Origin of the sequence: Paenibacillus sp. FSL R5-0701, assembly GCF_037973995.1 — a bacterium.
Classification (GTDB): Bacteria; Bacillota; Bacilli; order Paenibacillales; family Paenibacillaceae; genus Paenibacillus.
On record NZ_CP150230.1, the window covers coordinates 761549 to 777191 of the forward strand.

The 15643-nt window shown below is 33.8% G+C and carries 13 protein-coding genes, 1 pseudogene and 1 riboswitch; of the genes and pseudogenes, 12 read left to right on the plus strand and 2 right to left on the minus strand.

Annotated features, from left to right (window positions below):
- Positions 1 to 246: 246 nt before the first annotated feature.
- A complete protein-coding gene (locus tag MKZ13_RS03575) occupies positions 247 to 2409 on the minus strand; it encodes a hypothetical protein (RefSeq protein ID WP_339181808.1) in 2163 nt (720 codons plus the stop codon).
- 279 nt (positions 2410 to 2688) lie between these two features.
- Positions 2689 to 3033 carry a helix-turn-helix transcriptional regulator gene (locus tag MKZ13_RS03580; protein WP_339181811.1) on the minus strand — a complete coding sequence of 115 codons (345 nt, stop codon included), beginning with the start codon at positions 3031 to 3033 and terminating at the stop codon, positions 2689 to 2691.
- A gap of 378 nt (positions 3034 to 3411) precedes the next feature.
- Here MKZ13_RS03580 and MKZ13_RS03585 point away from each other — a divergent pair, with 378 nt between their 5' ends.
- The 12 genes and pseudogenes from MKZ13_RS03585 to MKZ13_RS03640 all read left to right on the plus strand — a co-directional run bounded on the left by MKZ13_RS03585 (position 3412) and on the right by MKZ13_RS03640 (position 14904).
- Positions 3412 to 4236 carry an SHOCT domain-containing protein gene (locus tag MKZ13_RS03585; protein WP_339181814.1) on the plus strand — a complete coding sequence of 275 codons (825 nt, stop codon included), beginning with the start codon at positions 3412 to 3414 and terminating at the stop codon, positions 4234 to 4236.
- 240 nt (positions 4237 to 4476) lie between these two features.
- Positions 4477 to 4833, plus strand: a complete 357-nt coding sequence (locus MKZ13_RS03590; protein WP_339181816.1) for a hypothetical protein — start codon at positions 4477 to 4479, stop codon at positions 4831 to 4833.
- Between the two features lie 204 nt (positions 4834 to 5037).
- The gene (locus MKZ13_RS03595; RefSeq protein ID WP_339181819.1) at positions 5038 to 5481 is read left to right on the plus strand and encodes a hypothetical protein; all 444 of its coding nucleotides are present in this window, start codon (positions 5038 to 5040) and stop codon (positions 5479 to 5481) included.
- Positions 5482 to 5547: 66 nt separating this feature from the next.
- The gene (locus tag MKZ13_RS03600; RefSeq protein ID WP_339181822.1) at positions 5548 to 5859 is read left to right on the plus strand and encodes a hypothetical protein; all 312 of its coding nucleotides are present in this window, start codon (positions 5548 to 5550) and stop codon (positions 5857 to 5859) included.
- Positions 5860 to 6336: 477 nt separating this feature from the next.
- Complete coding sequence (locus tag MKZ13_RS03605) at positions 6337 to 7389, plus strand: hypothetical protein (RefSeq protein WP_339181825.1); 1053 nt, start codon at positions 6337 to 6339, stop codon at positions 7387 to 7389.
- Between the two features lie 489 nt (positions 7390 to 7878).
- Positions 7879 to 8754: a sce7726 family protein gene (locus tag MKZ13_RS03610; RefSeq protein ID WP_339181827.1), complete on the plus strand. Its 876-nt coding sequence runs from the start codon at positions 7879 to 7881 to the stop codon at positions 8752 to 8754.
- A 2-nt stretch (positions 8755 to 8756) separates the two neighbouring features.
- Positions 8757 to 9701: a sce7725 family protein gene (locus MKZ13_RS03615; protein WP_339181830.1), complete on the plus strand. Its 945-nt coding sequence runs from the start codon at positions 8757 to 8759 to the stop codon at positions 9699 to 9701.
- A gap of 23 nt (positions 9702 to 9724) precedes the next feature.
- Entirely contained in the window at positions 9725 to 10792 is a 1068-nt protein-coding gene (locus tag MKZ13_RS03620; RefSeq protein WP_339181832.1) for an RES family NAD+ phosphorylase, read from the plus strand.
- A 475-nt stretch (positions 10793 to 11267) separates the two neighbouring features.
- Complete coding sequence (locus MKZ13_RS03625; RefSeq protein WP_339181835.1) at positions 11268 to 11990, plus strand: hypothetical protein; 723 nt, start codon at positions 11268 to 11270, stop codon at positions 11988 to 11990.
- Between the two features lie 167 nt (positions 11991 to 12157).
- A pseudogene (locus tag MKZ13_RS03630) lies at positions 12158 to 12361 on the plus strand (GMP synthase (glutamine-hydrolyzing)); the annotation flags it as partial.
- A 256-nt stretch (positions 12362 to 12617) separates the two neighbouring features.
- Positions 12618 to 12854 (plus strand): hypothetical protein, encoded by a 237-nt coding sequence (locus tag MKZ13_RS03635; protein WP_339181837.1) that lies wholly within the window; start codon positions 12618 to 12620, stop codon positions 12852 to 12854.
- Positions 12855 to 13256: 402 nt separating this feature from the next.
- A riboswitch (purine riboswitch) is annotated at positions 13257 to 13356 on the plus strand.
- Between the two features lie 171 nt (positions 13357 to 13527).
- Positions 13528 to 14904 carry an NCS2 family permease gene (locus MKZ13_RS03640; RefSeq protein WP_339181840.1) on the plus strand — a complete coding sequence of 459 codons (1377 nt, stop codon included), beginning with the start codon at positions 13528 to 13530 and terminating at the stop codon, positions 14902 to 14904.
- The last annotated feature ends 739 nt before the right edge of the window (positions 14905 to 15643 follow it).

The window sequence follows — 15643 nt, forward strand, 5'->3', positions numbered from 1 at the left end:
AAGAAGCCATGATCAAATTGTACACAAATTGAGCGTAAAGAATATAAAGATGCATATAGTCGCTATAGAAGCAAAAAGAAGTAAAGGCTATCCAAATGTAATAATACTTAAAAATGAAATGAACTAAATACTTGGCAAGATTATTGAAAAACAAAGCGAATGCGTGAGCATTCGCTTTGTCATTAACAATCCCTTTAGCAAAAGTTACATAAGCATTTATTTTTGCTTAAATCCTTATGTTCTTGGCTATATATTTATCTTAAAATATTCAAGTATTTTCGCCTTATAGTTTTTTGTCATTATAAAATAATTACATTTATCAATTAACATATTATATTTATCAAAATAATCATTCAATTCACCTTCTTTATTGAGGTCTTCTAATTTTTTCTTTATTTTTGTTTTTATAATATCGTCTGTGTTAAATATCCTATGAAACTGTGTATCTTCAAAAGCAAGAAGAATAAAATCAATAAAGAAATCCTCAATATCAATATAAATGTCTTCACCAAAATGGGACTTGGAAATGAACTTTTTGGATAATAGATATTCTTTAACTTTTGGAACATCTTTAAGAAGATACAAGATAACATGTTTGTTTGCGTAGTTGTAATATTTTAATTTATTCTCAATGAAACTTACGAAGTCATCTTCAAACTTTTTTGTAAATACCTTGTGATGTTCGATCATAAAGGAGTAATTTAGTGACCCAATATTAGATGAGATATACGCAAAATAGCTACTAATAATTTCATCAATATTATCTTGTTCTAGTTTCTTCACTTCTACACGATCAAAATAGTCAAAGGGGAAACGACCTTCACGAGTAAAAGTATTTGAAAAAATAAACCTAATTTTTAAAAATTTAGAATAATTTAAATAGGTGAAATTGCATATATCTTCAAGTATTTGATTGTTAAGATCTTTATTCATATTGGTTAGTAACCAACTTATTAATTCACCATCTACCCTATGCCCAATATTTGTTCCTTCAACTAAGTTACAGATTTTTTTATTATCAATTACACTAAGTTCTGAGTTTGAAAAATATAGATCTCTAAAAAAATCTAACTCTTCTTGCAATGCAGTTTCACTACTACTCCCATAATGTAGTACACAATAAAATATGAAGGCATAAACATAATTTAAATCTAGTGTATTAAGGATAAACTTAATAATTTTTTTTTCAACCTCATTATTCTCATATCCATGAGAGTAGCAAAATTCAAAAATATTGTTAGCTATTGCTCTATTATTAATGTTTAATTCTCTTAAATCAGATCTAACATTATCGTTAGTTATATGAGGAAAATTATCTTTTATTGAATAGGATAATTCATATGAGATTTTATTTAATTCACTTTCATTCTTAATAAAATCAAAATAGTTGCGATTATTCATAACCTTGAGAAATAGTTGCAAGTTCTCAGCTGATTTAATCTCTGATAGAATATCATGAAAAGGTACTAGCAAATTTTCATTATTTATTAAACACTCTTTAAATATGGTATTATTTTCATGGAATATTGAAAAAGAATTTAACTGATCAATCTCATTTTTTAGAATGGTTATTTTCTCTCTTGTAGACAATTCTTTGACATGTTCCCATCGATTATTTAAAAAACTATAAAGCGATAATTTGCTTTTTTTGTGGTAAGAGTAAAAATCTTGTCTTGCTTTTGGTATCTTACTGAGTATGTGTTTTAATACCCCATTAAATATAAATTTTGTAAAGTCAAATAATTGGTCTTTCTCAATATATTTTTTGTGGTAATCAAAGTATGCCCAAAAATATCTTTTTTTCAGATTCAATAAGGCTTGTTTCAGAATATAATTTTTAATTTTATTTCTGATCTTCCAATCAGAATTGTTTTCTATTGCAAAAACTAAAAATAATCCAATAAGTGATTGTGTTAATAGAAAACCAAACATAATAATCAAATATAAAAAGCTAACTTCCCACACACTATTCAAAATTGGAGTTATGTCCGACGAGAAGTTCGATTCCAAATTATCTATTAAAGTTATAATTATTGGAATTAATATTAGAGTTATTAATGCTACTCTAGTTACAAACAAATTAACTAAGCGATAAATTAATTTATTTAAAATAGAGAATTGTATCTTGTTTATTCCCCAAAATGAGAATTTTTCTGTTTTATTGCCGATTAAAAATTGTAGAAAAGCAAAGAAAATTCCGTATAATGTTAACAGATAAATTGTTAATGAAATGATACTTTGAAAATCTTTTACATCTACATGGAAATCTATATTATTTTTTTGTATTAAATATACACAATAAGATAATACCAAAAATATAAAAGTATTAATGAAAAAAGCAAAAGTATTAAATTCATATATTAAATATAATTTAAATTTATCCAACAGGAATAAAGGTCTTTTTCTCAACTTAATCGCCCCTTAAAAACACTAATAAAGACATTTTTCACTTTTAATATTAACTCAGTGGATTATTGTAATATTGCTAATATAATCGTATTTCAAAAACATATACAAAAAGTGACAATATCAGAATAATCACTTTTCTAGCTATTGGCAAGAATTCTTATAGCAAGGGAAATACGTATGTATATTTTTATTTACTAATAGTAAGGAAAAATGTATACCTTTTTTAACTGCATAATCTATAAAACAACTCCCACCCGTTGAATACGAATGGGAGTTGTGCTAGTTTAGGTTGTCATATGTGCCTAAAACATCTTTAGCAAGACGAAGCACAAGTTTTACCTCCTCAATATTTCTGCCTAATAAGAACGAGTTAAGAGCATCAGTCAATTCTCGTCTACTAGATCTTTCTTCTAGACCTTCAATTCCCTCTATCCTGAACAGTTCAACTGGATTAACATCCAATGCATTTATTATCTTTTCGAGTGTTTCCATTGAAATATTTCTTTCACCCCGCTCAATGTCGGATATATAAGTAGAATGGATGTCTGCTTTTTCAGCGAGAGATTCCTGTGTAATGTTTCGTTCTTTTCTCAAAGTTCTAATGCGGTAACCAACCATCTTCATGAAATCTGAAGTCACTAGCGCTCACTTCCCTTCTATACAAGCGTATGGAAGGGGATGTTCGGTTTACAGGGGTTCGAACTAGAATTTTATCCTAAAACTTATACAGGATTAGGGATTTTGTGATAGAATATAATAGAGTGAAACTAGGGAGGTTCGAACGCTTGAAAATAAAGAATTACATAGTAGGTTTTACATGTATTTGTTTTATTCTAATGGGTACAGCTTGTGAATCGGAGAGCGATAAAAGAAAGGCGAGACTGAAAGAGTTGGATAAAGAAATAAATTTTTTAAAGGAAGAAAACAATTTACTAAATGAATATCTTGATGTTTGTGAAAAGGTAAGCAAATGTTAAGTATACAGCTTAGGGGGAAATGCAAATGTATCTCGGTTTTGGAGGTGTACTAGCAGTTATTTCTTTTTTGATGCTCATCTTCGCCCTTAGTGGTGGTGGTGATTATCCATTTTTAATATGGGTTTTACTAGTTGTATCTGGGCTTGGTTCGTGGCACTGCTTTCAGAGACATAAACAACTTGAAGAAGAGAGAATGATACAGAAGCAAGATGAAATGGATCATAGATTAAAGCAAATTCCTAATTATAAACCATCTCAAAGGTACACCTCACTAAATGGAAATGATACATTATCAATAGACGAGAAGAACAAGCGGATATCATTTATATCCCTAACTACATCCGAAAATAGAGTATATAGCTATCACGACATTTTAAAATCAGAAATTTTGACTGATGGCATTAGTGTTACTTCTACAAATAGAGCGAGTCAATTGGGTGGTGCATTGTTAGGTGGTTTACTTGCTGGCGGTGTTGGGGCAATAATAGGAGGACTTTCTGGCTCTACGACAAGTAAAGATAAAGTGAAAAAGATCGAGCTAAATGTAATCGTTAATGATACTGTGAACCCAGTACATAAAATTACCTTCTTAGATTCAGAGTTTTCTACATTTTCAAAGGACAGTCAAGAGTATAAAGATGGTTACAATACAGCGTATCACTGTCATCAGCTAATTGGGGTTCTTATTAAACAAGCTGATAATGAAGATAAGCGAAAAGAGCAAATTAATAAGCAATCACAAGATTTTTCGGTTGCTGATGAATTGAGAAAACTACAACAACTAAAAAATGAAGGTATACTGACTGAAAGTGAATTTGATATGCAAAAGAAAAAGCTAATTGGAGGTTGAGGATGGAACAGATAATTCAAGATAAAGCATATGGCATTGATAAATCCTATACATATCATTGCTTTCAGAAAGAGCGAAGTGGCTAATAGAGCCGCCTCGCTCTTTTTTTTAATAATTTTAAGTCTGTACTTTATTCAGTTTCTATAAGAGGAGGTGAGTCTTGTGTGAGTATTGTTGGTTGCATTGTGTTGGAATATCGCAATTGTTAATTAAACAATTATATATGAGAGGATGTTTAGAATGATTAGAAATGAAGATCAGAACAGAAAAAGAAGACAAGGTTCTAATATGCTTCTTATGAAGCCCAAAGAATTTGAAGAATATACTCAGCAGTTAAATGAAAAGTTCCAAAACAATTATGTTAATTTGAAGATCAATAATTGCGTATATTGCAATAATGGTGATGTACCTAATATGGAAATAGATGTTCCGCTGTTTTCAGAGATGAAAACAGTAATTAGCCTTAAGGTTAAGGGTGCAAAGTGCTCAGCTTGCCAAAGAGAATACTTCAGTAAAGGAAGCGAGATACTAATTGCTAGAGTAAAGGCGGCAATGGATGAACCTTTGCCCCAAGTAACTGAAACTCACATTGTATAGTATTGCATACTCAGTTATGAGTATATGAAACGCTGTTTTAGAGACTCCTTATATAAACAGAATAGGGGTACTCATTGTGGGTGCTCTAATCTATTCGCTGTAAGGATAATGCTCATTTGAGCATAATTGACGACATTTAACTTTTGTTGAATGTGAAAATCACAAGTTGAATAAAGTGAAAATATGAAATTGGAGGTAAGAACCTTGATTAATTTTCCATGTTCAATTGAAGGCATTCCACTTTTCGAGTTAATTGGTAAAGAAGTTATTGTGAACTACGTTAATAATAAAAAACCAGCATATTTCAAGACAAAAAATGATTCTAAACGTATATCTGGTGATCGAAAGCCTGAGATCCTTTTAGACATTGAAAGTATTCCACAAACTAATGACTACAAAATCATTATCCTTATTCTACATCAACATAAAAAGTATGATGATGGTACTATCTGCAATCCATCCAGATATGAGTCCCGAAGGTATGTATGCAACAGCTCGAATGTGAAAATCAGCCAAGTTGAAGGTGGCAGAATCCTTAATATATGCACACCTGATTGGCATGAAGTGATTAATTTTTTTCGCTATTACACAGAGGAATCACAAACGAAACTTGATGAACTTTTGGAATCAGAATTAGCAGAAGAGTAATTTAATGAATACACTCAATGGAATCGATATTTTATTGACAGTAATAATGAATGATGAGGTGGAAAATTGAATATAGATGATAAACTTGAAAATAAGATTAACCAACTTACTGAAGAGATTAAGATTCTCTCTCAAAATGTGAATTCAACTTCTTCAACTATGAATGAGAGAATTATTGCCGTAGAGAAATTGATGTGGAAAATTGAAAGAAAACTGGTAGATCAGGATAGATTCTTAAATTTATTATCAAGAAACGAACTTATAGATAGATTGGTAACGATGAAGTATTACGATAGCAAGATAAAGCCTTTCCATTTACAAAGCGAAGAATATCAAAGGTCAAGTGCTGAGGCTATGCACGACAATGAGGATGATTAAGCCAGTTTTAAAGCTATAGTATTGATTGATATTAAGTAGGCACTCTGAGACTCCACTAATTGGAGTGCCTATTTTTGTATGAATAGGGTACAGAGGTAGAAATGACAGCAAAATTGCTGTTAGAGCATAACGCGCAAAAGTTTCACAATTTTTTGTTCAATAAAATTGTGTAATCTTCAAAATATATGAACAAATTTAAGTGGAAGTAGTTTTCGGGAATTTTCTATTCTGATACAATATTATTCTAACTGATAGAAAGGAGGTCATATTTTTGGGAATACTGTATTGATTCGTACATTTCTTTGATAAAGAGTGTAGGGATTTATACAAAATGCAATTGAAATTCAAATAATATGTATGCTCACGTACAATTTCTTTAAAGTAGATACCATAAAAAGAAATAACATAAAAACATAAACTAACATAAGAACATGAGAAGGAGTGGTGCTGTGCGCAATAAGGAGTGCGATGTTATTAATGAAAGAACCCTATGTCCCTATACCCATGAAGATGTTTGCCTATGAAACTCACTACTTTGCTTCTGACGATGAGTTCCTTGTTTTTTTTCATATTGGCAGATTAGTCAGTGCTAGGAATCCACTAGTTGCAATTGTGAATGTTGAATTACTCCATTCTATAATTCAATTCGATAAAACAAACGACTCTCGAAACAAAAAGCGAATTGTAAACGCAATACTTGGTTTACAATCTAAAGGTTATATTAACATTGATCCTATAAGTGATTTGAAATATACAACATACTTGGAAATCACTCTGCCGCATCTTGATAATAACATTTATACTACTCCAGTTTATAGCGGTGGATCTAATTACAGAGGTTACTTATCTGCAACAGATACGATGTTTACTAAAACCGATTCAGCCAGAGAATTTAAAGTTTTAATATACACCGCTTGGCGACAGAATATTAAATATAGTATTCCATTCAGTGAATGGGCAAGTGTACTTGGGATTTCAAGTCAAACTGCTGTTACTTTAATTGAAACATGCAGAGAAAAAGGAATTATTTCAAAGCAAAGAGGAGAATATTATACTAAACCAGACGGTTCAATACGACAGGAAACGAATAGGTATTCTGTTCAAACTAAAAATAAGGACGAATGGAATTCTAACAAAGAGATGAACAAAGCATTGAAATCTATGTCCTCAGAACAGAAATCATTTGAAACAAGAACGCACAATTGGTTTACTGATAAATACCTAGACAAAGATGATATGTATGTATATCTGACTACCAAGTGTGAGATTCTTGAAGAACATGCGTTAGCAAGAATTAAAGGGATTTCAAAATCCCCATCAGGTAAAGCAAAAATGGATAAACTTTATAGTTTGGGTATGCAGAAAATTCAACAAGAACAACAGGCTATGTTCGTGCAAGATGCTGTAAGCACAGAACAAATTAGATATATTCTTGATAGTGAGATAGATGATAGGCATGTGCAAAGTTGGAGAGAAAACAAGGAGAGACATGGTACCACAGATTATAGCTACCTGCTAGGAAATGATTAAATTCTCTTTACATAAGCAGTTTTTCAGGGGAAAGATCAAATTAGGTTAATGGAAAAAAGAATTAATTTGTAGTGCGTAATTAACAAGCAAGGGGTAGAAATTTTGGATTTCAATAGTATCAAATTTTTCCACTCACAGAGCGAAGAATATCAAGGGTCAAGTGCTGAGACTATGTCCGACTAGGATGATGATTAAGTGATTGAAATATTTATTTCCAGATACATGTGTGTGTAAATAAAGTAATAACAAACAAAGATGAGTCCATCTCTTAGATCTAGGGGGTGGACTCATCTTTGTTTGTGCTTATGCAGTCTCGAATATATTCATTTTTAATGAAAAGAGTAACCCTCGTACTACGTACATCATCAGAACAACAGTGCATCGATTTAGTATCCAGCATCTTATGAAATGCTAAACTGAGAATGCTCAGTTTTGTTATTATCAAAGGAAATTGTTTGATAAAAACAAATTTTTATTATAAATTAACAGGTGGATATAAGCGATGAATATGTTAATAATATAAGTAGTATAAGTGGTAAAGAAAGTGTGATAAATATGGATTATAGTTATTTAAATAAATTTTTCACAAGGAAGGCTCTTTTTGATGCAGTTTTATCGGTTAATTTTGATTCTAACACTTATTTAAATGACGTAGAAAGAAATTATCAAGTATTAAGTGAAAGTTATAGGAATGAATTTTTCTTTAAGAATGTTTTATTTAACAAGCTAGTTTTAGGTAAGTACAGTCTAAATACATCTGCGGCTTTTAGCGAGATGGTTATTAACAATTCCAAAGCCGATTTCGTGTTAATCAATCATTCTAATGGAACTGTTTTTGAAATAAAAACTGATCTAGATAATTTGGATAGATTGATTTATCAGATTAATGACTATTATACTGTATTTAGCGAAGTGTATGTTGTAACATCAGAGAAAAACTATTATCCAGTTTACAGGCTCTTAAAAGAAGTCTGTCCAAATGTAGGAATTATTGTGTTAAATAAGAGGAAGTATTTAAGTGTTAGAAAAAAGGCTATTATGGATGATTCATTATTAAATTATGAATCGATCTTCAAGTTACTACGTAAAAAAGAGTATGAAACTATACTACTAAACCAGTTTAAGTTTCTGCCTGAAACAAAGCCAGTGTATCACTTTAGAGCATGTCTTACACAATTCAAAAAGTTAGATATTGGTACAGCTCAAAAATCGACATTTCAACAATTAAATAATAGAAATAAAATGCTTGATTACGGAATGTTAAAAAAATTGCCCGATTCACTCAGGTGGCTGATTTATTCAGGCAATTTTTCTATACAACAAATAAATGAAATACTTATTAAACTAGATCGTGAGGGGGGCTAGGTATGTATTATCCGATTATTAGAGGTAGACAGTATGATTTACTTGCACTTAGAGAATTAAAAAGTAAAGGAAGGTTGAGTAATAAAATAATACCCATTATTGAACCGATTAAATTAAGTCCCACTCTAGTATCAACTGTTAATATTTTTGTGGAACAAGGAGATAAGATTATTGTAATAAGTAATCCTAAAGTAGGCTCACTATTAGGAGAATTAGAGTTATCTACTAGCAAAGTCAATTTTGAAAACATACTAAGAAGTGAAGGGGTTGTTGTAGCCCATCACTTTAATAAGAATTCTGATAGTCAACTAAGTTCATTAATTCATAATTTGGATATAGGTTTGAATAGTATTGTTATTATTCATTCAGAAAAGAACCTTGTTAACTTATACAAAGATAAGTTTGCTGATAACAAACCATTTTTAAATTTGATCCCGACTGATAATGCCTTTAAAAGACAATTAAATAATGTAAATATAGTCGGGTTAGATGATAAGTTTAACAAACTTACACGAAATGTGGATTATTTAGAAGTGGAAAATGAGTTTTTTTCTGAAGAACATTTGTACTTCCATGAGGAAGGATATATAGGATTTTCAGATTACTCAGTTGTTGGAGCGGAATATAACGAGGGTGGGTTTGCTCCATATGCAGTAGCAATTCATATTGTATACCCTAACCAAGAGAATGCGTTAGAAATAAGACATTTTGTCTCTGATTCTAACGATGATACTAGTGATCCAGCGGGGAAATTTTCTGAAGCATTAGAGAAATTGATAGCATGGTATTCTAAGTATCTAGAGGATTCTAGAATGAATACCATAGCGATGGGTATTTTCAGTGAACATTATAAAAATGGAACATACCCGGGCTTACCCACTTTAAAAAAGTTATCTATTATGCACCACTTAGAATTGATAGGGAACCTTCTTGAGGAGGGGGACTAATGAATTGTTGCGAAAATTGTTTCTTGTCTGAAGAGATAAAAAGCATTATTAAAAGTTTGAAGAATATAGGAAATTGCCATTTTTGCAATAGTGTAGAAGTACACGTATATAATATCCCACAAGACTCAGGTCTTGATGAAAGATTTAACGATATAATCAGCATATTTAAACTTGCATCTGAGCTAACTACATACGATTATTCACAATATAAACTGATTAGTATTAAAGATGATTTCGAAAAGAACTGGAGTATATTTAATAATTTGAGTAGTACTAAGATTCATGAGTTTTTACATGTTTTATTGGAGGCAAATTATCCCGATAAACTACCCTTTTTAAGTAATCAAGTTGGGATACTAGAATGGAAGAATGAACAGTATCTTAATGATTATGCAGTTTTAAAAGGGAAGTCGTGGAATGAGTTTGTTCAATATATCAAACATGAGAACAGGTTCCATTCAAAACATATAAATTACAATGTGTTAGAGGAGTATTTGAGAAGACTAACTTCAACTTTAGATGATGATGTTTTCTTTCGTGCGAGAATTTCTAATAGGTCGGAGCTAACACTTGATAAAATGGGAGCTCCTCCAAAAGAATTTGCTACTGCTGGTCGAGCAAATTCAGAAGGTATAAGTCATTTATACCTTGCAAGTGATACTTCAACAGCAATTTCCGAAATCAGACCTAGCAAGGGTGACACAATATATTTAGGTAAATTTCCTATAAGGAAACCTTTAAAAGTAGTAGATTTTAGAATTTTAAAGAAATTAGATGTATTTGTATTTCAAGATCCTGTTATATATGCAATTAATCTTGAAACTTTTATTCTAATGAATAAAGATATTTCGAAGCCTGTGAGAAGTGGTGACAGCAAATTGGATTACCTCCCTACACAATTTATTGTAGACTTTATCAAAAGTCTCAATGAGACAACAGGGGTAGGGTACGATGGAATTGTCTTTGAAAGTACTGTGAGTACCACAGGATATAATCTTATGCTATTCGATCCTGAAATACTTAGTTGTAACCGTGTAGAAAAACGAATTATTGAATCTTTAAGCTACAGTCATGTGGAGGTACAAAGATAACCAATGTTTTGCAAACAACAAAGTTGAATTCGTATCATATACATCACGCATGAATGTCTGTAATAACGGACGATTGTTTCAAAGTTTCGAACAGTATTTTTATTTACATGAGAAGAAATCTCTAGAGGGAGGAGGGGATCTGATGTTGTTGAGTTGCTCAACTTCAGCAGTAAGCTCTCACTAAAATTCACCTAAACTATTGATATTGACGATCGCAATAGTAGATTTCACCATTGATTCGTTATATTCTCGAAATAGAATACTTCTTGACTTTGATTCGTAACCATCTAACCGTAACCTGAGACTGACAAGTATAGCATCGCCGTAATTTCCTTTACCGCCATGAGCTGTCTAAGGTCTTTTTCAAACATCACTGCTCATCAGTCATTTATCACCAATTTATTTTCTACTTTTATTTCTAATCTATTGGGATATGTTAGTTCTTTATGATTACACATAAAAAGGGGGAAACGTTATGTCGAATTTTGAGGATATTGATATTGAAGATACTTCTGGAGAACGCTTATTGTTTAAACTTCCTAAACAAGGGGAGAGGCTATTCAAAGGAACAAGCGAGTATTATCACTTCTCTCATTTTGGATGGGGCTTGAAATCTCAGTTCTATGGCTATATTAAAGGTTATAAATCGGTTAGTGATGCCGCTGTGGAATTGGCGGTCACTTCAAAAGATATAGCTAAACTGGATACATACGTCTTTCCAATAATATTTAATTATAGGCAGTTCTTAGAATTATCGTTGAAATCACTTTATTTGGACTATTCGGATGACGAACCGAAAAAGAGGTTGGAGACAATTAATAAAGTAAGCCATAATTTAATTAAAATATGGAATAAGGTTGAGCCAATCTTATTGAGCACAAGTAATACTGTCCATCATAAAGAACTGGTTAGCACAGTTAAATCCTATGTTAAAGAATATCACGATATGGACGAGGGTTCTTTCAACTTTAGGTATCCTATCACTAAACATTTGAATCCAGTATTCAATAAAGAAGAACGAATTGATATTGTGAATCTAAAACAACGTATGGAAGAACTGAGTAACTTTTTTGATGGCATGGATGGGGCATTAGATGACTTGAAGCAACAGAAGGCTGAATGGAAAGAAATTCAAAGAGAGATGGAAGCTGAATGGCTTGCTGAAGCAAGAGCTAATATGGAACGTGAATATGAATAAGTGTTGAACTGTCTGATACTTGATGGGGTGGTTTCTAGTGGATGGACAAAAATGAAATTCTGAGTGAAAATGGGCAGATTAGCAGTTGATTTTACCGTGTTCACCCGCTACAATTGATCTATAAAATAACACAATAATAGACATGTAATGACCAAATATTGAAGCTGGTTATGGGTGATGCGCGTACGTACTCCTACACTGTAGGTATCCGTGCTGTAACATCCATCGACGGTATGACAGCTGACTGGGCACGTATCCCTTGGGATGTGCTGGAGAAAATCTCCGTACGGATCGTTAACGAAGTTGATAACGTAAACCGTATTGTGTATGACGTAACATCCAAACCACCTGCAACAATCGAGTGGGAGTAGGGTATACACCAAACAATATTTTTTAAAAAGCTCTCTTTTATCTGCGGCCTATCGTAGATAGAAGGGAGTTTTTTATTGCATATATTATGATTAAACTTTTATCAGGGGACTGTTCTCACTAGTAATAAACTCTCGAATTTCATCCCATTTTAAAGTTCACTTCATGATCCTTTCAGGTCGGGCCTGTACAATAGGTATATACTAAGAGCTATATGGCTACTGAAAGGAGATTGAATGTATGCGTAAAACCGACTATATGAGCAAATGGAAGATGGGCATTGGAAGTGCGTTTCTGATGGTGATGCTGGCAGGATGCGGTTCAGGTATGCAAGATCTGGCTTCCGGTTCGGGGGACTTTCCATTTGTGAATTTAGAGGCAGCGGATGCTTCTTCCGATCAGACCAGAAACCAGGAGTTATCCTCTGACTTAACAACAAACACGAATCAGGAACAACAAGAGATACAGGATGATGCTCCGCAGACAGAGATATAATTAACATAGGACTGATCCGGTAAAAAAATGCTCCGGAACATGTCGCAATTTGCTCCATATACCTAATGAGTATATGCCTTCGGAATACGAGACATCGTTATTCCTAGATCATCATTCACCTGATTGCTAAAACACATCAGAAACATAAGCTAGCCTGATTAGAGTGCTTCTCGCCCTCTGATCAGGCTAGCTTTTTATGTTATCCTGCGGAACTTTCAGTCTGAAAGAATGGACATATCCCATTGAGATTACACCGAAAAAAGCGTATTCAATTGGGTTGTAAACCGCTGAACTGGTTCAATCTGTTAAATAATACGAACGATATTCTTTAAGCGTGATATTAATATTCGTTTTTCTCATTGACAAAAACATACTGCCCTCCTAAAATAGTGATGGGAAACAAACAAATAGCGCATACTTATTCGTATAATCCTGGGGATTGGCCCGGGAGTCTCTACGAGATCACCCTAATGATCTGGCTACGAAGAGGAGAAGGCTAAGCACATGAATTCTACATGATTGCGGGGACATCACGCACATTAGAATTTTTTTTGTTCTTAGTAAAGGCGTCATGCCACTCCTTGTCAGCTGAACCCTGGGTGAAGAATCTTCATCAGGGTCATTTGTCGTTTTTCAATATGGCTTCAACATCTCTAAGGGGGAGTTAGTAATTATGGATCGTTTCTTTAAATTAAAAGAAAACGGAACAAACGTTAGAACGGAGATTGTTGCGGGTCTCACTACGTTTATGACAATGGCTTACATTCTTTTTGTAAATACGTTGTTCTTGGGACAAGCCGGTGCGGGGATGTCGGATAATGCAGTATTCTTTGCGACAGCCGTCGGCGCTGGATTAATGACTATTATTATGGGATTGTTCGTGAATATTCCGATCGCACTTGCACCAGGTATGGGATTGAATGCGTACTTCATGACTGTCGTTCTAAGTTCGAATGGAGCGATTACTTGGCAGGCTGCTCTCGGAGCGGTATTCCTTTCCGGTATCGTGTTCATTATTTTGACCGTGACAAAGATTCGGCAAATGCTGCTTGTAGCAGTTCCGGAGTCGATCAAAATGGCCATAACGGTGGGTATCGGTCTCTTTATTACCATTATTGGTTTCAAACTTGCTAATCTCGTGGCTGTAACAGTTAATGTTGCACCAGACGCAGATCTGAGTCAGCCGATTCCAGGTAGTAGTTTTAACCTGTCATTGGGTAACTTTATAACACATCACGATGCATTGCTGGCTCTGATTGGTTTGCTCCTTATTGCTATACTGATGGTTATGCGTGTCAAAGGCGCTCTGCTGATCGGGATCGTAGCAACAACGCTGATTGGTATTCCGATGGGCGTTACGAATCTGAGCGGTCTTTCGGGCGCAAGCTGGTTACCTAACTTCAGTGATTTGGCGGTTGGACAGCTGGATTTGAAAGGTGCCATTAGTCTCGGATTGTTCGAGATCATCTTCATCTTTACCTTCGTTGAATTGTTCGACACGTTTGGTACGATGGTAGGTACTGCAACACGTATGGGGATTATGAAGGATAAGAAAAAAGGCGAGAAAACAATCGGTAAAGCAATGCTCGTCGATGCAGTTGGTGTCAGCGCAGGTGCTGCACTGGGTACAAGTACCATTACAGCATACGTTGAAAGTGCTTCAGGCGTTGAGGCGGGTGGACGTACAGGACTTACTTCGGTAACGACAGGTTTGTTGTTCATTTTGGCCCTGTTTATCGCACCGCTTGCGCTTGTTGTTCCATCCGCAGCGACGGCTCCGGCATTGATCATCGTGGGTGTGCTTATGATGAGTCAAGTGCGCAGCATTGAGTGGGATGATTTCCTGCAAGCTTTCCCTGCGTTCCTTACGATTGTATTGATGCCTTTCACAGGTGGAATCGCGAACGGAATCTCGGCAGGTATCGTATCTTATGTGATTCTGGCGGTATTCAGCAACTTGGTTACAGAACGCAAAGTGAAAATTCACTGGCTCATGTGGATCTTGGCGCTCATCGTAGTCTGCCGATACGTATTTATTGGCGGGGAGTAAACTTAATTTAGTTTTATGAAGAGTACGGAGATAAGTTTTTATCTTATAAAATGAAAGGAAGCGGAAGCTACGGGATTCAAACCCGGAGCTTTCGCTTTTTTTTGTTTTCCTTCTTGAGTAAAATGAATCTCAAAAATGTTTACCTTCTATAATAGAAGGAATGAGTATAATGTTCTAAGATCTGTTGGTTGTTTAACCGATGAAATCATCGGTTTATAAGTTCTATAGCGTGTTGAGTCTGTACTGTATACAACATGAGTTTCTATATAAGTTGGATTAAGGATCATGCGGGAAACCTTTTGCGTATGTAAGTTAATTACTTCGATCATTAAAGTTAGTGCGGAGATGTATCAATTAGCTGGTTATAAGGAGATACTTGTTAAAAGGTCTATAGGGTGCTCATTTTATAAGAATTAAATGTTTATCGAAAAAAGACTTGCGTTCCATAACTGTACATGGTATATTATATTTCTGGCCAAAAAAACACGAGATACACGGTGCGGCAAGCGATTGAAATAAGCTTCGAAAGAAACTTAAAAAAATAGCTTGCAAAGTTGGTTCGGACATGATATTATATAAGAGTTGCTGAAGAGAACGACATTCGGTAACGAAACAAGTTTGATCTTTGAAAACTGAACAACGAGTGAGTAAACATTCTGCTTGCAGAATGAACGCAAAAGTTGAAGACAAGCCTTGGCTTGAATCGACTGGAGCACAAATGAGATTTTTAATCTCGTCA